This is a genomic window from Candidatus Dormiibacterota bacterium (assembly GCA_035532835.1).
Classification (GTDB): Bacteria; Vulcanimicrobiota; Vulcanimicrobiia; order Vulcanimicrobiales; family Vulcanimicrobiaceae; genus DAHUXY01.
This window is the reverse complement of the sequence record DATKQG010000024.1, coordinates 1-21,777: the sequence shown is the minus strand read 5'-3', so window position 1 is coordinate 21,777 and position 21,777 is coordinate 1. Positions and strand designations below refer to the sequence as shown.

Annotated in this window: 20 protein-coding genes; 14 read left to right on the top strand and 6 right to left on the bottom strand. The window is 63.5% G+C overall.

Translation table 11 applies throughout. From position 1 onward, the window contains the following. Position 1: 1 nt before the first annotated feature. Positions 2-253: a glutaredoxin domain-containing protein gene (locus VMW12_03575; protein ID HUZ48806.1), complete on the bottom strand. Its 252-nt coding sequence runs from the start codon at positions 251-253 to the stop codon at positions 2-4. 114 nt (positions 254-367) lie between these two features. Between VMW12_03575 and VMW12_03570 the strand changes: the two genes are divergently transcribed. Next, complete coding sequence (locus VMW12_03570; GenBank protein HUZ48805.1) at positions 368-1,066, top strand: hypothetical protein; 699 nt, start codon at positions 368-370, stop codon at positions 1,064-1,066. Here the strand turns inward: VMW12_03570 and VMW12_03565 are convergent. Genes VMW12_03565 through VMW12_03555 form a run of 3 tightly spaced genes read right to left on the bottom strand, consistent with a single transcriptional unit; the run spans position 1,063 to position 3,028 of the window. Continuing rightward, positions 1,063-1,650, bottom strand: coding sequence for a hypothetical protein (locus VMW12_03565; protein HUZ48804.1), 588 nt, complete (start codon positions 1,648-1,650; stop codon positions 1,063-1,065). The two genes, VMW12_03570 and VMW12_03565, sit on opposite strands and share 4 nt — an antisense overlap. Then, complete coding sequence (rocF, locus tag VMW12_03560; GenBank protein HUZ48803.1) at positions 1,647-2,534, bottom strand: arginase; 888 nt, start codon at positions 2,532-2,534, stop codon at positions 1,647-1,649. The genes VMW12_03565 and rocF overlap by 4 nt, the downstream gene beginning before the upstream one ends. After that, positions 2,531-3,028 carry a DUF5069 domain-containing protein gene (locus tag VMW12_03555; GenBank protein ID HUZ48802.1) on the bottom strand — a complete coding sequence of 166 codons (498 nt, stop codon included), beginning with the start codon at positions 3,026-3,028 and terminating at the stop codon, positions 2,531-2,533. The genes rocF and VMW12_03555 overlap by 4 nt, the downstream gene beginning before the upstream one ends. A 56-nt stretch (positions 3,029-3,084) precedes the next feature. On the opposite strand from VMW12_03555, the gene VMW12_03550 reads away from it, so the two are divergent. The 5 genes from VMW12_03550 to VMW12_03530 all read left to right on the top strand — a co-directional run bounded on the left by VMW12_03550 (position 3,085) and on the right by VMW12_03530 (position 8,503). After that, entirely contained in the window at positions 3,085-4,107 is a 1,023-nt protein-coding gene (locus VMW12_03550; GenBank protein HUZ48801.1) for a BMP family ABC transporter substrate-binding protein, read from the top strand. After that, complete coding sequence (locus VMW12_03545; GenBank protein ID HUZ48800.1) at positions 4,107-5,534, top strand: ABC transporter ATP-binding protein; 1,428 nt, start codon at positions 4,107-4,109, stop codon at positions 5,532-5,534. Before VMW12_03550 ends, VMW12_03545 begins: the two co-directional genes overlap by 1 nt. Further along, positions 5,531-6,550 carry an ABC transporter permease gene (locus VMW12_03540; GenBank protein ID HUZ48799.1) on the top strand — a complete coding sequence of 340 codons (1,020 nt, stop codon included), beginning with the start codon at positions 5,531-5,533 and terminating at the stop codon, positions 6,548-6,550. Before VMW12_03545 ends, VMW12_03540 begins: the two co-directional genes overlap by 4 nt. 13 nt (positions 6,551-6,563) lie before the next feature. Then, entirely contained in the window at positions 6,564-7,421 is an 858-nt protein-coding gene (locus VMW12_03535; GenBank protein HUZ48798.1) for an ABC transporter permease, read from the top strand. Positions 7,422-7,630: 209 nt separating this feature from the next. Beyond that, positions 7,631-8,503 carry a serine hydrolase gene (locus VMW12_03530; protein HUZ48797.1) on the top strand — a complete coding sequence of 291 codons (873 nt, stop codon included), beginning with the start codon at positions 7,631-7,633 and terminating at the stop codon, positions 8,501-8,503. Between the two features lie 9 nt (positions 8,504-8,512). On the opposite strand, the gene VMW12_03525 is transcribed toward VMW12_03530, so the two are convergent. Next, on the bottom strand, positions 8,513-9,451 hold the full coding sequence (locus tag VMW12_03525) for a branched-chain amino acid transaminase (GenBank protein ID HUZ48796.1): 939 nt from the start codon (positions 9,449-9,451) through the stop codon (positions 8,513-8,515). 100 nt (positions 9,452-9,551) lie between these two features. Between VMW12_03525 and VMW12_03520 the strand changes: the two genes are divergently transcribed. The 4 genes from VMW12_03520 to VMW12_03505 all read left to right on the top strand — a co-directional run bounded on the left by VMW12_03520 (position 9,552) and on the right by VMW12_03505 (position 14,222). After that, a complete protein-coding gene (locus tag VMW12_03520; protein HUZ48795.1) occupies positions 9,552-11,795 on the top strand; it encodes an alkaline phosphatase family protein in 2,244 nt (747 codons plus the stop codon). Continuing rightward, positions 11,792-12,511, top strand: a complete 720-nt coding sequence (locus VMW12_03515; GenBank protein HUZ48794.1) for a hypothetical protein — start codon at positions 11,792-11,794, stop codon at positions 12,509-12,511. The genes VMW12_03520 and VMW12_03515 overlap by 4 nt, the downstream gene beginning before the upstream one ends. Then, entirely contained in the window at positions 12,508-12,693 is a 186-nt protein-coding gene (locus VMW12_03510) for a hypothetical protein (protein ID HUZ48793.1), read from the top strand. The genes VMW12_03515 and VMW12_03510 overlap by 4 nt, the downstream gene beginning before the upstream one ends. 251 nt (positions 12,694-12,944) lie before the next feature. Next, the gene (locus VMW12_03505) at positions 12,945-14,222 is read left to right on the top strand and encodes an OFA family MFS transporter (GenBank protein HUZ48792.1); all 1,278 of its coding nucleotides are present in this window, start codon (positions 12,945-12,947) and stop codon (positions 14,220-14,222) included. Between the two features lie 67 nt (positions 14,223-14,289). Here VMW12_03505 and VMW12_03500 read toward each other — a convergent pair whose 3' ends face one another. Continuing rightward, positions 14,290-16,971: a methyl-accepting chemotaxis protein gene (locus VMW12_03500; GenBank protein ID HUZ48791.1), complete on the bottom strand. Its 2,682-nt coding sequence runs from the start codon at positions 16,969-16,971 to the stop codon at positions 14,290-14,292. A 74-nt stretch (positions 16,972-17,045) separates the two neighbouring features. Here VMW12_03500 and VMW12_03495 point away from each other — a divergent pair, with 74 nt between their 5' ends. The 4 genes from VMW12_03495 to nrfD all read left to right on the top strand — a co-directional run. Then, on the top strand, positions 17,046-17,618 hold the full coding sequence (locus tag VMW12_03495) for a hypothetical protein (GenBank protein HUZ48790.1): 573 nt from the start codon (positions 17,046-17,048) through the stop codon (positions 17,616-17,618). A gap of 12 nt (positions 17,619-17,630) precedes the next feature. After that, positions 17,631-20,297 carry a formate dehydrogenase-N subunit alpha gene (gene fdnG / locus VMW12_03490; protein HUZ48789.1) on the top strand — a complete coding sequence of 889 codons (2,667 nt, stop codon included), beginning with the start codon at positions 17,631-17,633 and terminating at the stop codon, positions 20,295-20,297. 1 nt (position 20,298) lies between these two features. Next, positions 20,299-21,147 (top strand): 4Fe-4S dicluster domain-containing protein, encoded by an 849-nt coding sequence (locus tag VMW12_03485; protein HUZ48788.1) that lies wholly within the window; start codon positions 20,299-20,301, stop codon positions 21,145-21,147. Continuing rightward, the coding region (gene nrfD / locus VMW12_03480) for an NrfD/PsrC family molybdoenzyme membrane anchor subunit (protein ID HUZ48787.1) at positions 21,140-21,777 on the top strand (638 nt) is incomplete at its 3' end. The genes VMW12_03485 and nrfD, both read left to right, overlap by 8 nt.

The window sequence follows — 21,777 nt, the reverse complement described above, 5'->3', positions numbered from 1 at the left end:
CCTATTTCCTGCCGTATTTATCCCGCACGTAGGCGATAATCGCATCGTCGTCGTCGGCGATCTTCACGTCGCCGTCGGTCATCGAGGGAATGCCGGTGACGCCGAACAGCTCCTTGAGCAGCGTCCGCTTATGATGTTCCGGAGGGACGTTCACGCACTTGTAGTCGAGCAGCATATCCGTAAATTTCGAGCGCACGCGCGCGCAGTATCCGCACCACTCGGCCTGATAGAGGACGATCTCCGTATCGATCATGCCCCTCTCTGCGAAATCCACGTAAGCCGGCCCTGCTCGGCGGCGCGATAAAGGGGATCGTCACGACCCGGCGCGTAGGAACGCTGTGACGGGACACACCCTTGAGGGGCCTGCATGAACCTCGCGATGGCGCTACGACGACGGCCGCTGGAAGCTGCGCTCCTGGCTTCGCTGCTGCTGCACGGAACGGCGGCGCTGTTCGTTCCCGCCATCGTCGCCCCGTCGCGCGACCAAACGCTCGAAACCCTCGCCTTCTCTCCGGTGGAACGGATCGTGATCCAGACGCGGGCGAAACCGCCGCACCCGCACGCGGCCAAAGCCGCCGCACACGCACCGCAACCAGTCCGTAGCCCCGCGCCGGCGGGTACGGCGTTGCCTCGCATAGCGCATCGCGCAGCCAAAAAACCGGCGCGGGTTCTAGCTGTTGCCGCCGCTCCGGTAGCCGCGATAGCTGCGCCCATAGCCGTCTCGTCCGGCACCGGCGCGCCGCAGGCCACGCCGACGCCGCAGCCCGTGCGTAAAATCGCAAGCGTCGCGCGCGATGCAGTGGTCGGCTACTTGCCCCTCGGAGCCGAAGAGCACGACCCGGTGCTCGACCCAAGCGTCTTCAAAGCGCTCGTCGCGCTCGGAGTCCACGTAACGCTGCTGGTCACCGTCGGCGATGACGGACACACCAAACAGGTCGTCTTCCAGCCCCCGCTCGACGCCGCCACCGAGGCCAACATCGGAGCCTTGCTCGCTACCGCTCGCTGGGATCCATCGGTCTGCGGCGGCGGCATTCCATGCGTGGGACGCGCAACCATCAAACTCTAGCGGCGCGCGGTAAGTCGCAGCGCACCACCGAACGCTGCATCCTCCGCCGTTGCGGTGCCCGCAGCGAAGCCGCGCAAGCCGATCGCCAATTCCTCGCCGCCGTCGGGTGCCGCAACTACCGTAAAGTCGAGCGACTGCAGCCGCAAACGCGGATCGAACGCGGCCGCGAAAAACAACGCATCGCCGTCCATTCGGCGCAATTGCTCGCGCACAAACCGTACTTCGTGCGCGCGTGCGCGATCGGGTGAAAACTGCACGGCGCTCAGCGCGAGCGCGGCCCCGCCGCACTCGCCCTCGATGCAGAGCAGCCCGCGCCGTTCGAAGGGGCGCAGCAGCGGGGCTGGGAGATAGCGATCGTGGATCGCACGGGCGCGATATGCGCTCGACCAAAACAGCGCCTCGCTCCCGCGATAGCCCCAGCCGTACTCGAAGCGCGTGGCGAGCGCTAACGCATCGCCCTCATCGACACCGTGGATTGCGAGCACGTCGGGAACGTGCTCGGTAAGATATGCGGCGAGCGAACGCATCGCGTCCGCTCGCATGGCTCCGTGCGTGCGTACTGCGGCGAGCCGCAACGCGTTCACAGAATGGATTTGCCCAGACCCGAGCAGATCAGGCCGACCGCCAGCGCGGCCGTTTGATTGCGGTTGTCGAGAATCGGATTGATCTCCACCATCTCGATCGATCCGAGCGCGCCGGATTCGGCGAGCATCTCCATGGCGAGATGCGCTTCGCGATAGCTCAGGCCGCCCTTGACCGGCGTGCCCGTCCCCGGTGCTTCGCTCGGGTCGATGCCGTCCATGTCGAACGAGACGTGGATGCGTCGCCCGCCGGCGCCGGCGACCCTCAACGCTTCTTCCATCACGCGCGTCATGCCGAGCTTATCGACGTCGGTCATCGAAAACGCGCGCACGCCGGATTCGTGCAGGATGCGTTTCTCCACCGCGTCGACATCGCGCAGGCCGATCAGCACGGTGTTCTCCGCCAGCGCGTAGCCGCGTTCGAGCGCGAACCAGAGCGGCATGCCGTGGACGTTTCCCGATGGCGAACTCTGCGGGTTGTTGATATCGGCGTGCGCGTCGATCCATACCAAGCCCGGAGCATCGCCGTACGCGCGCGTCAGACCCGCGAGCGTTCCCATCGCGATGGAGTGATCGCCGCCCAGCACGATCGGCATCCGCTTCGCGTGAATCGCCGATTCCACCAATCCGGCGAGTTCGTCGCAGACGCGCTGGATGACGGAGAAGTACTTTGCGCCCGCTTCGCCCGCTTCGATCGACTCGCGAATCGGCACGTGCAGGTTGCCGTGGTCGACGATGTGTTCGACGCCCAGCGCGCGCAAGCGTTCGTAGAGCTTCGCGTATCGCACGGCCGCCGGGCCCATGTCGACGCCTCGGCGGCTAGCGCCTAAATCCATCGGAACGCCGATGATCTCAACGCCGGCGGTTGCGCGGAGCGTGGTTGTCAAGGCGACTCTCCGTCGTTCGCACTCGCCATATGCCCGGATTCGCGAACGGGGCGTGCCGCGCGCGACGGGAAGAGACGCTTCACCGTCCAGGTCAGAGCGCCGCTCGCAACGTTGGCCGGGCCTTTGAGCAGCTTCCAGCCGCCCCCGATATAGCCGTCGTCGAGATCGATGATAAAGAGAAAGACGCGCGAGCGTTGCGGTAAGGCGTCGCTCCATTCGCGAGCGCGCGCTACGCCCTTTGGGTCGCGTGCGCGCAGCGCGGCGAGCACGGCATCGTCATCGAGCGCGTCCGCTACGATCTCGGCAAAGGCGCGATGGCTTAGTCCCAAGCGCTCCAGTAATGCGCGGTCCATCGGACTTTGCCCAAAAAGATAACTGCCGAGCGTGCCGTGCAGCGCGCTGCGCGTCTTGTCGATCAGCCGCGGCAACCAGCGGATGCCGCCCACCTGTTCGCTCCATCGTCGCGGCGGCTCGTGCCGTAAATCTCGTACCATTTGCGAGCGGCTTCGGTACGCAGGCAATGGCTCCCCTGGGTCGTACAGAGCCGACGATGAAACAGAAGGCGCTCGTCGCTCTGTTAATGGCGTCCGCCCTCTGCCTTGTAGGCTGCGGGCTGCACCATCCCGGGCCGCGGCCGGGGCAGCTCACGCTCGGCATGGTCACCGACGTTGGGGGCCTCGGCGACCGATCGTTCAACGATTCGGCGTATCGCGGCCTGCTCCGCGCTCGCTCGAGGCTCGGCGCGTACATTCAAGTGCTGCAATCCCGCTCGGCCGCAGATTACGAGCCCAACCTCAGCGCGCTGACCAACCTGCATTTCCAAATGATCTATGCCATCGGATTTCTGATGAGCCTCGATCTCGATCAAATCGCCAAAGAGCATCCGCACCAGCATTACGCGATCATCGACGCGGTCGTTCCCGACCCGAACGTCGTCTCGGTGACGTTTCGAGAACAGGACGGCTCCTTTCTCGCCGGCGCGCTGGCCGCAATGATGACCAAGACGCACCACATCGCATTTTTGGGCGGTCAAGACATCCCGCTTTTGCGAAAGTTCGAGGCCGGATATACGGCCGGAGCGCGCGAGATCGATCCGAATATCCGTGTGGACGTGAAGTACGTCGGCAGCTTCGACGACGTCGCTTCGGGTCAAGAACTCGCGAACGTGCTCTTCGATTCCGGTGCCGATATCGTGTACACGGCCGCCGGTAAAGCGGGCTTGGGTGCGATCGACGCGGTGAAATCGCGCGATACCGATTACGTGATCGGCGTGGACTCCAACCAAGATGCGCTCGCGCCGGGACGCATCCTCACCTCGATGGTAAAAAAAGTCGACGTCGCGGTGTTCGATGTCGGCCAAGCGATTCAGCGCGGTAAGCCGCTCACGGGACACCTCGTGCTGGGCCTCAAAGACGGAGCCATCGGATTGACCGACTTCAAATATACGCGTAAAGCGATCGGCCCCGCGCGTCTAGCGCGCCTCGAGCTCATTCGGCGCGCGATCGTGAGCGGCAAGATCGACCCGCCGGATACGCGCGCGAAACTCGCGACGTTCAAGCCGGTCGCACTCTGATGCAGGGCTCCGCGCAACCCGTTCTTCTGCTTCGCGGCATTCGCAAGACCTATCCCGGAGTGGTCGCGGTCGACGATGTCGATCTGGAACTCTTCCCCGGTGAGATCCACGCGTTGGTCGGCGAAAACGGCGCCGGCAAATCGACGCTCGCGTCGATCGCGTTCGGCGAAATGCGTCCCGATCGTGGAACCGTCGAAGCCCGCGGCGTAGTCGGTTTGGTGCACCAGCATTTCGAGTTGGCGGGGCGGTTGCGCGTCTGGGAGAACGTCTTGCTCGGCCGCGAGCCGCTACGCGGCTGGCGAATCGACGCCACAGCAGCGCACGCGCACGTTATCGCGCTCGCGCAACGCAACGGGCTTGAGATCGACCCCGACGCGTTCGTCGACGAATTGCCGGTCGGCATCCAACAGCGCGTCGAATTACTGCGCGAACTCGATCGCGAACCGGCCATCCTCTTATTGGATGAACCGACCGCAGCGTTGGCGCCGGCCGAGATCGCCAGCTTCTTCGCTACCGTTACCGCCTTGGCCCAGCGCGGCACCGCAATCATGATCGTCACTCACAAGCTCGCCGAAGTGATGGCGTACGCGCACCGCGTCAGCGTGATGCGTCACGGTGCGATCGTGGAGCGAACGCTCGCCGCGCAAACCAGCGGGGAGCAACTCGCTCGAGCGATGGTCGGCGGCGACCTCCCGCCGGTTGCGGCACGCGCCGCTACCACGCACGCACCGTGTTTGCGCGTTGCGGAACTGTACGGCGGAGAAGACGAACGCGCCGTGCGCGGCGCAACGTTCGAGGTACGCTCGGGTGAGATCGTCGGCATTGCGGGTGTCGAGGGCAACGGGCAGAGCGCGCTCGCCGACGCGCTCGCCGGAGTCATTCCCTATCGGGGCACCATCGAGCGGCCGCCCCGCGCGCGCATCGGAATTATTCCGCAGGACCGGCTTGCGGAGGCGCTCGTCCCGAATTGGTCGATCGTAGAGAACGCTCTTCTCGGCCGCCAGTATCGAGCGCGTTCGCGCCGCGGAATGCTCATCGATCGCATCCACGCTCGCGAAGACGCGCAGCAAATCGTCGAGCGGTACGACGTTCGTACGCCGTCGCTCGACGCCACGGTAAAGCATCTCTCCGGCGGCAACCAGCAGAAGGTCGTGGTGGGACGCGCGCTCATCGACGCGCCGAGCCTGATCGTTGCCTACAATCCGACGCGCGGTATCGACGTCGGCGCGAGCGCGCTCGTGCAGTCGCGTTTGATGCAGGCGCGCAACGAAGGCGCGGCGGTCTTGCTCATCTCGTTCGAACTCGATGAGATTCTTTCGCTCGCGGATCGCATTCTCGTGATGTATCGCGGTGCGATCGTCGGTGCGTTCGAGCGGAAGGCGGTCGAGCGAGCGCAGATCGGACGCCTGATGGCGGGCATCGCATGAAGCGGACGCTTTCAACGCTCTCCGGTCCGCTGGGTGCGATACTGCTGATCGTCGTCCTCATGTCACTCGCGATGGTCGTCGCGGGGACCAGCCCGATCGACGGATTCTCGGCGCTGTTCTTGGGGGCGCTCGGCGGGCGCAACGAACTCGGCGAAACGCTCGTGGCCACCACCTCGCTGCTCTTTCCCGCGCTCGGCATCACGCTTGCGTTTCGGGCAGGGCTGTTCAACATCGGCGCGGAGGGGCAACTGCTGATGGGCGGCCTCTTCGCGGGCGCGGTCGGTGCGGCGATCTCGCTTCCGCCGGCGATCGAAATCACGCTGCTACTGCTGCTCGGAGCGGTCGGCGGCGGCATCTGGGGCGGCATCGCAGGCTGGATGAAGGCGCGCTTTGGAGCGAGCGAGATCATCGCAACGCTCATGCTCAATTTCGTCGCCGCATTTCTCGCGCTCGATCTGGTGAGCGGGCCGCTGAAGGGGCCGGTGGCGAGCGGCGCCGAGACCGCGTGGCTCGCACCACAGTACTGGCTGCCCACGCTGCTGCCGCATACGCGTCTCTCGATCGGACTCGTGGTTGCGCTGGCGATTGCGGTGGTGCTGCAGTTCGTTTTCACGCGCACGGTATTTGGTTACGATCTGCGCGCCGTCGGCGAAGCCCCCGAAGCCGCGCGCCGCAGCGGCGTCGATCTCCGCCGCCTCACGTGGCTCTCGCTCGCGCTCTCGGGCGCGATCGCGGGCGTCGGCGGTGCGGTTATCGTCACCGGCGAGCTGCATCGATTCAACACGCAGCTCTCGCCCGGTTATGGATTCACGGCGATCGCGGTCGCGCTCGTCGGCGATTTGAACCCGCTGTGGGTGTGCGTCGCGGCGTTCGGTTTCGGCATCCTCGAAGCGGGCGGCCTTGCCATGCAGGCAAGCGCGCAAGTTCCCAAGGATGCGATCCATGTGATCGAAGGTTTGATTATTCTCGTCCTCGCCGCGCGTCGTTACGTCGCCGCGGGCACCGAGGTTGCTTGATGGGAGCCGCGCTATGACCCTCGCGATAACGCTCATCGTTCTCACGCTCATCAAAGCGACGCCAATCATCTTTGCGGCGCTGGGCGGCGTGATATCGGAGCGGTCGGGCGTCATCAACATCGGCCTGGAGGGCATGATGGTAGCCGGCGCGTTCTTCGCGGTCATCGTATCGTACGCGACGGGCAGCCCGGCCCTCGGGTTGATCGCCGGCGTAGCGGCGGGCGCCGCGTTCGGATACATCCTCGCCCTCGCGGCGACGCGTTTCAAAGTCGATCAAATCGTCGCCGGTATGGGCATCAACCTCATCTGTACCGGCGGCGCCGCGTACGGGCTCGTTCTGCTCTTCAATCAACCGGGCGCAAGCGTTCAAGTGCACGCGCTGGGATCGAACTACTGGATCCTCGTCGTCCTCGCGTTCGCCCTCGCCGGAGCGTTGCACGTGGTGCTCTATCGCACGCCCTGGGGGCTGCGCGTGCGAGCCTGCGGAGAGAATCCGTTTGCCGTGACGTCGGCCGGGCTCAATCCGCTGCTGCTGCGCACGTACGCGGTGGTGCTCAGCGGCGCACTCGCCGGGTTGGGCGGCGCGTTCCTCTCGATCGGAGAGCTCAACCTCTACTCCGAGGGGATGACCGCCGGTCGCGGCTTCATCGCGCTGGCGGCGGTGATCTTCGGACGTTGGACGCCGCTAGGTGCGACGGGCGCGGCGCTGGTGTTCGGACTCTTCGAAGCGTTGCAGTTCGTCCTCGAAGGGCGCATCGCGTGGCTTCCGCCAAGCGCGATGTCCGCACTTCCATACGTCGCGGCATTGATCGCGCTAGCGGGTATCACGGGCAAAGTGCGCCCGCCGAAAGCAGACGGCGTCCCGTACTAAGAGAATTATTTTCGATACCTAGGACTTTCGACTCTATCTTTGCTACAATACGTCGCAACGTGAACGATACATCGGGTCTGCGTCGCTGTTGTGCGATACTCGCCGCCGTTGCATCGCTGCTCGCTTCGAGTATGGGGGTTGCGCGCGCTTACGCCGTCCCGCAACCACTAGCCGAGTTACGAGCGGATGTACGTACCCTTGCGGCACGCTTGCCCGCTTCCAGCGCCGTCGAAGTGATGGATCTCTCGACCGGTTATAGCGCCGGTTACAATCAGAGCCGCAGTATGCCCGCCGCTTCGACGATCAAGATTCCGGTCATGATCGAGGTCTTCAAACAACTCGAAGCCGGGCGATTCAATTTGCAGCGGCACGTGACGCTCTTGGCGAGCGATAAGGATTATGGCTCGGGCGAGCTGTGCGATCTGCCGGTCGGCACGACGTATCCGGTATCCGAGCTGCTCGAAAAGATGATCGACATCAGCGACAATACGGCCACCAACATGCTCATTCGCTTGGTCGGACGGCAACGAATCAACCGCACGATGCGCGAACTCGGCCTGCGTCACACAGTGTTGACCAGCGACGTTCGCACCACGAGCTGGAACGTGCGCCAGGAACTCCGCTCCTCGCCCAGCGACATGGTCCGCCTTCTCGAGTTGATGGCGAAACGGCGTCTGGTCGATGCGTGGGCCTCGGGCGAGATGATCTCGATTCTCGAGCAAGACCAGTACAACACCCTGCTCCCCGAACCGCTCCCCGACGACGTGCCGATCGCGCATAAGACCGGCAGCTTTTTCGATACCCTCGACGACGTCGGCATCGTCTACGCCTCGCAGGCGCCGTACGTGATCGCGGTTTATACGACCGGCTTACCGTCGCGCGGCATCGGACGCACGTTTTTTCATCGCCTCTCGAGCGATGCGTATCGCGACGAACAGCGGCTAGCCGCGTGGAGGGCCACCGTCGGCATCGACACGTTCGCCGTCGGCGACACGGTTGGCGATTCCGCGAGCGCGCACGTGCCGTCGGACGTTCGCTACTGGCGCAGCGGCACCGACCTCGACGCCGCCGGCGGGGAGTAGCGGCGCGCGCTAAACGCGCGTCTTAGCGTACGTCGGCGAGAGCCACTGCGCGTAGGCCGGTTCCCTACCGTTGACGACGCGCAGGTAATACTCACCGAGTTTTTTGCCGATCGGACCGATCGTCCCATCGCCCACGGTGCGGCGATCGATCGACGTCACGTGGGCGATGCCCGCGGCGGTACCGGTGAAGAAGATTTCTTGCGCCGCATAGAGTTCGCCGCGATCGATCGCGCGCTCGACCACCTCGATGCCGAACACGTCCTGCGCGATCGTCATGATCGCTCGGCGCGTGCAGCCTTCGAGCACGTTCTGCGATGGGTCCGGCGTATAGAGCTTGCCGTCCCGGACGATGAACACGTTCTCGGCCGAGCCCTCGGCGACGTGCCCGTCGTGCGAGAGCAGGATCGCCTCATCGTAGCCGTTCCCGACCGCTTCGCTCTTGGCTAACGCCGAGTTGACGTACAAGCCCGTGATCTTTGCGCGCGGCGGCGCCATCGTATCGTCGGCGCGGCGCCACGAACTGATGCACACCGCGAGCCCGCGCGTCGGGTCGAGATAGCTTTTGAACGGTATCGGAATCATCGCGAACGAATCCGGCACGTTATGCAAGCGCACGCCGATATCTTCGGCCGCCTTGAAGATGCACGGGCGGATGTAAATATCCGTCTCGAAGTGATTGCGTTCGGCCAGATCGAGCGTGATGTCGATCAGTTCGTCGGTCGTGTGCGGCAACTCCATCATCAGAATTTTCGCGGAGGTGCGCAGCCGCTCGTAGTGCTCGCGCAGCAGCACGAGATAGAGTTCGCGATCCTCCGGCACCCAATACCCGCGAATCCCTTCGAAGCATCCGGTTCCGTATTGCAGACCGTGCGTGAGCAGCCCGACCTTTGCCTCATCGTAGCGACAGAAGCGGCCGTTGGAATAGACGGTGGTCGATGATAAGTCCACAGCAAGTACTCTCCGTGACGTTAGCGTGCGTGCGGCGATCGCCAAGAGCCGCAAGGCAGCATCGAAGGTTGCAGGCGTGCCTTCGTGGCACCTCCGTACCATGCTCCGCCGATCCGTCGTTATCGTGTTCTTGCTATTGGGCGTCGTTGCAGCCACAACGGTCACAGCCGTTCTGCTCCCGACCGGGTGGCGCATCACGCCGCCGAGCGGCCCCGCCGTATCCCTGGGACTCTTTCCGCAGGGTGTTGCACTTTCGCCGCACGGGACGCGAATCGCGGTGGTCGAGGCCGGCGACGGCCCCCCCGCACTGCGCATCCTCGATGCGACGAGCCTACGCCTCATCCGCGTCGTTGCGCTCAAGAGCGCCTTCGGAAAACCGGCCTGGCTCGACGCGACGCACGTGCTGGTCGCCGGTGCCGGGACCGATGCCGTCGACGACGTCGATGTGGCCGACGGATCGTATCGGGCGATTCCCATCGGCCCGCGGACGTGGCCCGCCAACGTCGCAATCGCTCGAAATACGGCACGCGTTGCCACCGTGGACGACGGCAACGGCAGCGTAACGCTGGCCGATCTCGCAACGCAACGCATTACGACGATAGCGGTCGGGCCGCACCCGAGCGATGCTGCATTCACCGCCGACGGCAAGCGCTTGTACGTCGCCCTACGCGGGAGCAACGCGCTCGCACGTATCGACCTCGCAAGCCGTCGCGTTCGGATCCTTCCCGTCGGCATGCATCCGAGCGCGCTTGCCATCGGCGGGGGAACGCTGTACGTCGCGCAGAGCGACGACGATAGCGTGCGCGCGATCGATCTCGCCGACGATCGTACGATCGCCGTCACGCCCGTCGGATTGCGCGGCGAGCGCGTTCGCGGCATCGGCGCATCGCCCAACGCGCTCGCAATTGCGGATGGCCGGCTCTATATCAGCCTGGGCGCAGAGAACGCCGTCGCAACCTTCGCGCTGGTCGCTCCGCAGCGAATCGACTATATTCCTACCGGCTGGTATCCGAGCGGGGTCGCCGCGCTGGGCACGCATCTGTACGTCGTCGACGCAAAAGGCGAGAGCAGCCCCGCCAACCCGCAGTTCGATCCGTTTTCGCCCAACTCGGCCGGCTACGTCGGCTCGAGCCTGGACGGGTCGCTACGGAGCATCGACGTGACCGCTCGCGTCCTCGCCCAGAGCGCGACGGTGCTCGCCGACGCGCAGCCGCAATGGCTGCCGCCGCAGCGCACCATCATCCGTCCCGACGGCCCGATCCGGCACGTCATCTACATCATCAAAGAAAACCGCACGTACGACGAGGTTCTCGGCGACATCGCGCGCGCGGACGGCGACCCGAGTTTAGTGTGGTTCGGCAAAACGAACACCCCGAATCAGCATGCGCTCGCCGAACGATTCGGCATCTTCGATCGCACCTTCGCCGATGCGCAGGTGAGCGCCGACGGCCACAGTTGGTCGACCGCGGCGTTCGCGAACGACTATCTCGAGCGCATGTGGCCATCGGTGTACGCGCGCCGCCGCTCGCTCTACGATTTTGACGACGGCGCCACGGCTTCGGTACCGCATAACGGCTACCTGTGGGACGACGCGCAACGCGCGCACGTGAGCTTTCGCGATTACGGCGAGTTCGTCACGAATCCGACATCCGCAAGCGCCGTCGTCACCACGCACATGCCTGGGCTGCTCGGCCACATCGACCCAGAATATCCCGGGTTCGATCTGCAGATATCGGACCAAACCCGCTACGCCTTGTGGAAGCGCGAATTCGACGCCTACGTCGCGCGCGGCGATCTGCCGCAGCTTGAGATCGTGCGGTTACCGAACGATCATACCGAAGGGACGCGCCCGGGCGCGCTGACGCCGCAGGCCTACGTCGCGCAGAACGACTACGCGCTCGGAGAGATCGTGGCGGCCGTTTCGCATTCGCCATATTGGGCCACCACCGCCATCTTCGCGATCGAAGACGACGCTCAGAACGGGGCCGATCACGTCGACGATCAGCGCACGACGCTCTACGTCGCTTCGCCGTATGCCGCACCCGGCGTCCACCATACCGACTACAGCACCGCGTCGGTATTGCGCACGATCGAAATCGTTCTCGGGATGGCGCCGATGTCGGTGTACGACACGGTCGCGGAACCCCTCTATACCGCGTTCGCAGCGCGCCCGGACCTCCGGGCTTTCGATGCGATCGCGCCGGAAATCGACGTTCGCGCAACGAACGCGCGCACCGCATACGGAGCATCGAAAAGCGAGCGTCTCGATTTCGCCCATGCGGACGATGTCGACCCCGCGCTTTTCAACGACATACTCGCCCATGCCGTCGGAGGACGCTTGTGAATCTTTGGGTACTAGCCGGAACCAGCGCGGTCGCATCGACGGTGGAGTTCGTCGAAGCGGCGACCATCGTACTCGCCGTCGGCTTCACGCAGGGCTGGCGAGCGGCATTGACCGGCACGCTATGGGCAACGCTCGCGCTGGGCGTGCTCGTGGCCCTCTTCGGGCCCTTACTTGCGAACATTTCGTCGGTGCATCGCATCGAAGTCTTCGTCGGACCGTTCCTCATCGTCTACGGCATCGGCTGGTTGCGTAAGGCGGTATGGCGCTATTCCGGCCGCAAAGCGCTGCGCGACGAGCAGGCAAACTACGACCGCGAGGTCCAGCGCTTGCGCGCCGATCGCGAGCGTCATCTCGGCTTCGCGACCGCCTTTCAAGGCGTCTTTATCGAGGGATTGGAGGTTGCGGTGATCGTGGTGACCTTCTCCGCCACGCGCCACGGCTCGATAGCCTGGGCGGCGGGCGGCGCCGCGGTAGCGCTGATCGCGGTGTTGATCGCAGCGATCGCGCTGCACAAACCGTTCTCGCGCGTACCGGAGAACGCGCTCAAAGCCACGGTCGGCATCATGCTGCTTTCGCTGGGGACGCTCTGGGCGGGGGAAGGCTTGGGCCTCACCTGGTGGCTCGGCGACTCGACCCTCTTCGCGTTGGTCGGCCTCTATTTTGCGATCTCGGCCATCTTGGTGGCGCTCATGCGACCGCAGGCGGCGAGAGCATGAAGGCGCTCGCGGAGATCTGGGATTTCATCACGGGTGGTTCGATCGTCGCCCCGGCCGCCGTCGTCGTCGCCGTCGGCTTCGCTTTGCTACCCCTAGGGCTCGACGGATCGCTCAAGGCCGCGATCTTCCTGGCCATCGTGCTGCTCGGATTCATCGGCTCGACCTTCGAACGGCCTCAGTAAAATTTCAGCATAGGCAGGCGAATCCAACCCGGCTATCGCAGGAGTTTTGGTCTAAGAGCCTGTTAGGATTGGGCCATTTTGGCCATTTAGCCCCGTAGGCAACCTCGTAGACCCAAGCCGGACAGACTCCGAATGATTCGTGCCGATGCTGCAACGGTACGAGCGATTTTTTGAAGGAGAGTGATCCAATGGCTTCCACTCCCACATCAACGGGTAACCGTTGGGGAATCGCGCTTGCGGGCGTGATCGTAATGATTTGCCTGGGCACCGTCTACTCGTGGAGTATTTTCACCAATTCACTCATCGCGGGATTTAACTGGAGTCAGCAAGGTGCAACGACTCCATTCGAACTCGCAATCTTCTTCCTCGGACTCGGTGCGGTATTCGGAGGACGCTGGCAAGACCGCGTCGGTCCGCGTACCGTCACCATCGTCGGCGTCGTCCTATGGGGTCTTGGCATCGCGCTCGCCGGGCTCGGAACGCAAGCCATCGGCCAGTGGTGGCTCTACCTCACCTACGGAATCATCGCTGGATTCGGTAACGGCATGGCGTACGTCACGCCGGTTGCCATGGTGACGAAATGGTTCCCGGATCGCCGTGGATTAGGTAGCGGCCTGGTCGTCATGGGCTTCGGTTTAGGTGCCTTTTTCTATAACCAAATTGTTCCGAAAATCGCCATCTTCGCATCGGCCGCGAAAGCGTCCGGCGCGTACGTTGCCGCGCGCGACGCGGCGATCAAGGCCGGCACGGTGTTCGATCCTTCGACCTATCAGCTATCGCACGATCAAGTTGCCGGCGTGATGTCGATCTTCGTCGTGTCCGGCGTCGTCTTTATCGTCCTGGGCGGCCTCTGCGCGTTCCTCATGAAGAACCCGCCGGCGAATTACACGCTGTCGGGCGCGACCGCAACCGCCGCCGCTTCTGCCGGCAGCTTCACGCCCGGAGAAGCTCTACGCATGCCGCAACTCTACGGCCTCTGGTTGCTGCTCTTCCTGAACGTAACTGCGGGTATTCTCATCATCTCGAATGCCGTGCCGATTATCATCGAGCTGACCAAAGCCTCCGCGGCCGTCGCCGCTCCGGCATATGGTTTCCTCGCCATCTTCAACGGGCTTGGCCGTTTCCTCTGGGGGAGCATCTCCGATCGAATCGGACGCGGCCTGACGTACACGGTAATGTACCTCATTCAGGTCGTCGTCTTCTTTTTGCTCGGTGGATTCCACTCTCTCACGTTGGTGGGCCTCGCATTCGCGATCGTGCTGCTCTGCTACGGCGGAGGCTTCGGCGTGATGCCGTCCTTCAATGCCGACTTCTTCGGCACGAAGTACCTCGGCGCTAACTACGGGATGATTCTTACCGCGTGGGGCCTCGGCGGAGTCGTTGGGCCGTTTATCGCCGCGCGCGTCAAGGATGCGACGGGATCGTTCTCAGGCGCACTCATTCCGGTCGCGATCATGCTACTCGTCGCGGCGGTCATCCCGTTCTTCGTTAAAAAACCCACGAACCTCCCACGCGAAGCTGCCGCATAGCTGCCGCTCCGCTATCACATGCAACGCCCGGCATCGATGATGCCGGGCGTTGTTTTTTGTACGGCTGCTATAACACGTCGGGATCGTAGATGATGCGGATCGTTCCAACGCGCCGGTCCTTAACGTAGAGCGCAACCGAGAGATCGTTATATACCAAGCCCGTATCGCGAGCGTAGGTGAAGATCGCCCAGGGGCGCCGCCCGCGAGGGCGAGACAGGTCGCATCCCGCCTGTTCGAACCGTTCGTATGGAGTGCGTGCGGGGAAGTCGTCGGCCGCGTCTCCAAGCCCGACCCGCGAACAACGCAGGCTCAGCACGTCTTCGAAGAACCGTTTGATTCGATTGCCGTTGAGATCGGTAACGTAATCGCCGGTCCAATCCCGGCGACACTCTTTGTAGTGCCCGAAGCAATAGCCGTTGAGATCGACGGCGAACATCGCCTTAATCGCCGGATCCTTCGGCACCCAGCGATCGATGATCGCGTCGATCCCGTCTTCGACCGCACGGTCATAGCGCGTGGCGAATTTCGGCGGATCGAATCCGGCCGCGGTAACGCGCGAGACATCGAAGAGCCGCGCCAGCTCGGCGATGCGCGTCCCAACGATCGGTTGATAGCCGGTATCCTTGCAATCCGCAAGCGTCATCGCGCCGCGATCGACGGCATCGTCGAACGCTTCGTCCATCTCTTGTGCCAGTGCCAATCCCCAATCGCGGATGCGTTCGGCAAACGTTCCGAGCGTGCGATGCGCGGCGAGGTCGTGCGCTTGGCGTCCGACGTTCGCAAGTTCCAAGCGACGCGTGTCGGTGGCCGTCGCGGCGCTTGCATCGATCGCGCTCACGGCCGCGTCGATCTCGTGCAAGAGCGCGTCGAATCCCGTCACTTGCTGCTGCGCTACGACCGCCAGTTCTTGCGCCCGATCGACGGCGCGGGCAATCGTCTGCAAGAGCTTCTCCACCACGCCCTCGATATCGCGAGCCCGATCTTCCACCTCGTGCGTCCGCTCCGTGGCATCGCTCGTCCCGGCGCCCATCTCGCGGCCCGATGCGGAGACGGCTTCGATCACTGCGCTCACTTCGCGCGTGGCGTCGTGCGTTCGGTCGGCGAGCTTGCGAATCTCTCCGGCAATCACTGAAAAACCCAAACCGGCGGTGCCGGCATGGGCGGCTTCGATGGCGGCGTTGAGCGCCAAGAGATTGGTCTCCTCGGAGATTTCATCGACGAGATTGAGAATCGCACCGGCCCGATCCAGCGATGCCGACATCTCCTCCACGACGGTGCGAACGAGCCCCACTTGCTCGCGAACCGTCCCCAGCGACGCGACCGAGGCGGCGAGCGAGCGTGCCGGCGCTTCGATTTCGGAGCGTAGTTCGTCGCCGAGGCGCTGCATGGTGCGAGCGGAGGTGAGCAAGGAGTGCGCGGCTTCGCGCGATTCCGTCAGCGCGCGATTGCCGGCATGCAGCGACGCCTTCAATTCCGAGAGATTCGTTGCGATGGATTTCCACGAAAAACTGTTGCGCGCGACCGCGACGGCAACGCGCATGACCGTCGTGAGAACCTCGCGTTCTTTCGCCGCAAGCGTGCTCGCGAAATCCGCCACCGCCCGCACGACCAGGGCCGCGGCGGGATCGCCGCTACCGATGCCCGCACTTGCAAGCGCGTCGGTCTCGCCGCCGGCAACGCGCACGATCGCTTCGACGAGCGTGGATTCTACCGCCGGCATAACACGCGACGCCGACGCATCCGCGAAGCGGTAGGACGCGATCAGGGAGCGCGCCTGAGAGAACATCTCCTCCAGGTCGATCGCAGCGGCGCCCTCAGCCGCCTTGGCCGTGGCCTCAGCCTGCATCGCAACGCTATCGACGTTCTCGGCCAGCAGCGGCAACGCGGCCTGTTGCTCGGCCGCGATCGCCGCGATCGCCTCGACCGGTTCCGCAAACGCAGCGACCAACGCATCGATGCGCTCGACCCCTCGAGCGATCGCGCCGGTATCGGATGCAAGCTGCTGGGCCGCGTGCAGCGCCTCGGTGGTAACCGAGCCGACGCGCGCCGTCGATTCGCGAAGCTGTCGCGCGATGGAGCCGATATCGCGGACGGAATCCTTGGTGGATTCGGCGAGCGTCCGGACCTCGGTCGCGACGATGCCGAAGCCCTTACCGGCCATCCCAAAATGGGCCGCTTCGATGAGCGCATTGGTGCTGAGCAGCCCGGCCTGGCGCGAGATCCGCGCTATCCCTTCGACGAAAGCGGAGAGGCCCAGCGAGGTCCGCTGGAGCGCGCCGGCCGACGTCTCCACGTTTTGGATCGACGCTACGAGCGGCTCGACCCGAGCCCGCGCCACCTCGCCGAGCGCGCTCCGCGAAGCATCCCGCGCCCCAAGCGCTTCGCGTTCGAGGGATTCGGTCTGCGTTGCCACGTGGATAGAGCCGCTGCGCGCTTGGTCCAGGGTAGCGGACGCATGCTCGATCAAGCGATTGTAACTCGTGGCATCGGCGAGCGCGTACCGTACCTGCTCGGCATTGCGGGCGATCGCGGCATCGGCATGCCCGATGACGGCCACATATCGTTCGAACTCACCGCTAAAGGTGCGGACCATTTCGAACGTCGCCGCGAGGATGGCGGATTCTTCGGGGGTAAGATCGTCCTGAAGCTGCGGTGATAGGCTAAAATCGCGGTTGGAGACAACCGCTTCAAGCCAACTCGAGAGCTCTTGGGCGAAGTGCAACCCAATGGGTGCATCTAACGCTTGCATAGTTCAGTAATCGGTCACTATGGGCACAAACCTTTTGGGCCGTTTAGGCTACGAGTCGCTTCATGAGGGGTAGCATGGCAAAAACGACGATCGATCTCACGAAAATGCTATCGTCCGGCGGGGGACTACGTTTGAGCGAACGCATCGGCATGATGCCCAACCTTGCGTCCGAACGTACGCGAACGCTCGAGGGCCGCATCGCTCACGCAAAACCGGTCGTCAGCCTGTGCCCGTATTGCGCGGTAGGCTGCAGCACGCTTGCGTACGTTAGCGACGAAGGCAAGCTTCTCGATGTTGAGGGCAATCCCGACAGCCCGATATCGGCCGGCCACCTGTGCCCCAAAGGCTCGGCGATCTTTGGCCTGACCGTCAACGACCAGCGTTGGACTACGGTAAAGTATCGCGCGCCGTATTCAGATCGTTATGAGGAGCGGCCGCTCGCTTGGGCGCTCGAACGCATCGCGCAACGCGTCAAAGAAACGCGCGAGCAAACGTTCGTAAGAAGCTCGGAAGGCAAGCGCGTTAACCACACGCTCGGCATCGCTTCGCTCGGGGGCGCCACTTTCGGCGTGGAAGAGAACTACCTGCTCGGGAAGTTGATGCACTCGCTCGGCGTGGTTTCGATTGAAAATCAAGCGCGAATATGACACTCCTCGACGGTGCCGGGTCTCGGCACCTCGTTCGGTCGCGGCGGCGCAACGGTCTGGGTTCCGGATCTAGCCAACGCGGATTGCATCCTCATCGAAGGTTCGAATTTTGCCGAAGCGCATCCGGTCGCGTTTCGCTTCGTCATGCAGGCCAAGGAGCGCGGCGCTACGATCATTCACGTCGACCCGCGATTCACGCGCACGTCCGCAATGGCCGACGTGTACGCGCCGATTCGAAGCGGGACCGATATCGTATTCCTTGGCGGCATCATCAATCACGTGCTGGCCAACGAATCGTATTTTAAAGAGTACGTCGCCGCCTACACCAATGCATCGCATCTCGTACGCGAAGATTTTGTCGATACCGAGGATCTGCACGGCTTGTTTTCCGGATGGAATGAAGAGAAGAACGGCTACGACATCGCTACCTGGGATTTCGAGCGCGACGAGCACGGTGCCGTCGTCAACGACCCGACGTTGCAGCATCCGCGCTGCGTCCTCAACATCATGCGAGGCCACTTTGCGCGCTACACGCCGGAGATGGTTGAGAACGTTTGCGGCACGCCGCAGGCGTCGTTCCTGAAGATCGCGGAGTTGCTGGCGAAAAACAGCGGGCGCGAACGCACCACCGCTTTTGCCTACGCGGTTGGTTGGACGCAGCACACGGCCGGCGTGCAGTTCATTCGGACTGCGGCCATCTTGCAGTTGCTGCTAGGTAATATCGGGCGCCCGGGCGGCGGCATCATGGCGTTGCGCGGGCACGCCAATATCCAGGGCGCGACCGATATTGCGACGCTGTACGATTTGCTCCCGGGCTATCTCCCCATGCCTTCCGCGTTACGCGACGAACAGACGCTCGGGAGCTATCTCAAGAGCACTACGAAGCCGACCGGCTGGTGGGCGAACATGCCCAAATACGTCGTCTCATTGCTCAAGGCGTTTTACGGTACCGCCGCAACGAAAGAAAACGATTATTGCTACGAGTACTTGCCGCAATTAACCGGCGATCATTCTACGTTACCGACCACGATGGCGATGAAAGACGGCAACGTCAAAGGCTACTTCGTCATCGGCCAGAATCCGGGCGCTTCGAGCCAGAACGGCGAGCTTACGCGCTCGGCGATGGAGCGATTGGATTGGCTCGTGAACATCGACTTCTACGACAACGAGACGGTTTCGTTCTGGAAGCGCGAGGGCGCCGATCCGTCAAAAATCGCGACTGAGGTATTTTTCTTACCGGGCGCCACGGTACTCGAAAAAGAAGGCACGATGGTGCAAACCAGTCGCCTGTTACAGTGGCACGACAAAGCGATCGAGCCCGCTCGCGACGCGCATAGCGATCTATGGTATTTCTACGATCTGGGGAAGCGCCTCAAGGCACTCTACGCGGCTTCGAGCGACCCGAAGGATCGACCGATTCTCGATATGACGTGGGAATACGATCACGACGACCCGCACGAGCGTGCCAAAGGCGAGCCTTCGGCACTTCGCGTACTGCGCGAGATCAACGGCTTCTACACGGCGACGGGCGAACAAGTCAAAGCCTTTACCGATCTGGTGGACGACGGCTCGACCGCGGCCGGCGGCTGGATCTTTACCGGAGTCTGCCCCGACGAACACACCAATCACGCGCGCTCGCGCACCGGCGACGACTCCACCTCACTCAATTGGGGCTGGGCGTGGCCTGCGAACCGGCGCACGCTCTATAACCGCGCGTCCGCCGACCCGGACGGCAAGCCGTGGAGCGAGCGCAAAAAGTACGTTTGGTGGGACGAAGAGCGCCACGAGTGGACCGGACACGACGTTCCCGATTTTCCCAAGACGAAAGCCCCGACGACGCCCGCAATTCCCGGTGGAAAAGGGCTCGACGCGCATTCTGGGGCCGACCCGTTTATTATGAACGTGGACGGCAAAGGACAGCTTTTTGTGAACGGTGCGCTCAAAGACGGGCCGTTACCGACCCACTACGAGCCGCTGCAATCCGTCGTTCGCAACCCCCTCTACGAGCAACAGAGCAATCCGATGCTGCGCCAGTGGGATCGCCCCGACAACGCCTACAACGAAGCGATCGATGCCGCATACCCGTACGTCCTGACGACCTACCGCGTCACCGAGATGTCCGGCATCATGACCCGCTACGTTCCGTGGCTTGCCGAATTGCAGCCCGCCGCATTCTGCGAGCTCAATCCGGAACTCGCGGTGGAGAAGGGCATCAAGAATGGCGGATGGGTGACGATTTCGACGGCACTCGGCGAGATGGAGGCGCGCGCACTCGTGAGCGGCCGCTTGCGCCCGCTACGCATCGCGAAGGGACAACGCGTGCACCAGATCGGCATACCGTACAATTACGGCAATCAAGTGGCGTTCGCGCGCGGCGATTCGGTGGGCGATTTGATCGCGCTCTCGATGGATCCTAACGTCTCGATCCACGAATCCAAATCGTTGACGTGCAACATCCGTGCCGGCCGGCGCGCGCCGCGCCATAGAGGCGTGGTCGAAGCCGACGTGCCGATGAGCGAACGAACGACGATGGGGCAATCGTCGGCCTTGGGACCGGAGGACCTCCGCGATCCGGCTGCACTCGCGCACCATGCGCGTGCCGACAGCGGCAAGGATGCCAGCCATGGCATGCGACAGATGGGCCAGGGCGATAAACCCAGCCCCGAAAAAGGAGTGTAGGATGTCGACCGGATTTTTTACCGATACCACCCTATGCATCGGCTGTAAAGCCTGCGAGGTCGCGTGCAAGCAGTGGAACGAGTTGCCGTCCGACGGCTACGAGTTCACCGGCAATTCCTACGACAACACCTCACAGCTCTCCGGAACGACGTGGCGACACGTCGCCTTCGTCGAACAGATGCACGTCGAGGAAACCGCCATCGACGACCGCTGGCTGATGATGAGCGACGTATGCAAACACTGCACGCACGCAGGCTGCATGGAAGCGTGCCCCACCGGCGCGATCATTCGCAACGAATTCGATTCGGTATTCGTACAACCGGACGTCTGCAACGGATGCGGGTATTGCGTGGTCTCGTGCCCGTTCGGCGTGATCGATCTCGTGAACGTTTTCAATTCGGAAGCGAGCGGAGCGTACGGGCTCGCGACGCTGAACGACCAACGGCTCGACGACAAGCAGACGGCCGTTCAAGCCACGGGCGGCGTCGCTGGGAAGTGCACGCTGTGCTACGACCGGCAAACGCTGGGCATGACGCCGGCCTGCGCGAAGGCTTGCCCGACCGAGTCGATCCAGTTTGGAAACCTCGAAGAACTGCGCGAACGTGCGAACGTGCGCGTCGAATCGCTCGCAAAGCGTGGGATCGAAGCCTCGCTCTACGGAGCCGGCGACGTCGGAGGCGGCATAGGCGCTCTCAATGCCTTCTTCTTGTTGACGGATCGGCCCGAAGCGTACAATTTGCCCGTGGAACCCGTCCTCCCGTCGACGCGCCAGCCCGCAGGATATACGGCGGCGGCGCTTACCGCGGCCGGACTGGCAATCGCCGGATGGATGATCTTCCGCAATGCGTAACGTAGCGAGTCCCGACGAAGCCTTTGCCGGCGCCTCCGGGCGCGATTCGCTGCCGGCGACGCCGACGTACTTCGAGCGGCCGATGCTTAAGGCACCGCATTGGGAGTGGAACGTCATCACGTACCTCTTCCTCGGCGGCGTGATGGGGGGCCTCGGCGTCCTCGCGACGATCGCGCGCGAAGATCAAGAAGACGAACGCCGATTGCGCCGCTCGGCCCGGTTTGCGTCGTTTGCGCTAGCGGCGATCAATCCGTTGATTCTGATTTCTCACCTCGGGCGCCCCGAGCGCTTTCTGCACATGTTGCGCATCGTTAAAATCAAATCGCCGATGTCGCTCGGGGTCTGGGGATTGATCTTTTTCTCGGGAGCCGCCGGTGCGAACGTGGCTAGAGAACTCGCCGATGCGGGCGTACTGCCGCGATGGATGCGTCATTTGGCGCCGAGCGTTACCACTCCGCTGCAGGCCGTCCTCGGCGCCTTCGTCGCAGGTTACACCGGCGTGCTGCTCTCGGCGACCGCCATTCCCTTATGGGGCGCGGGGAAAAAACATATTCCCGCAGCATCGGTCTGCTCCGGCTTTGCCGGGGCGTGCGCCCTCGCCGGCCTGCTGGCAACCATCGAAGGCAACCA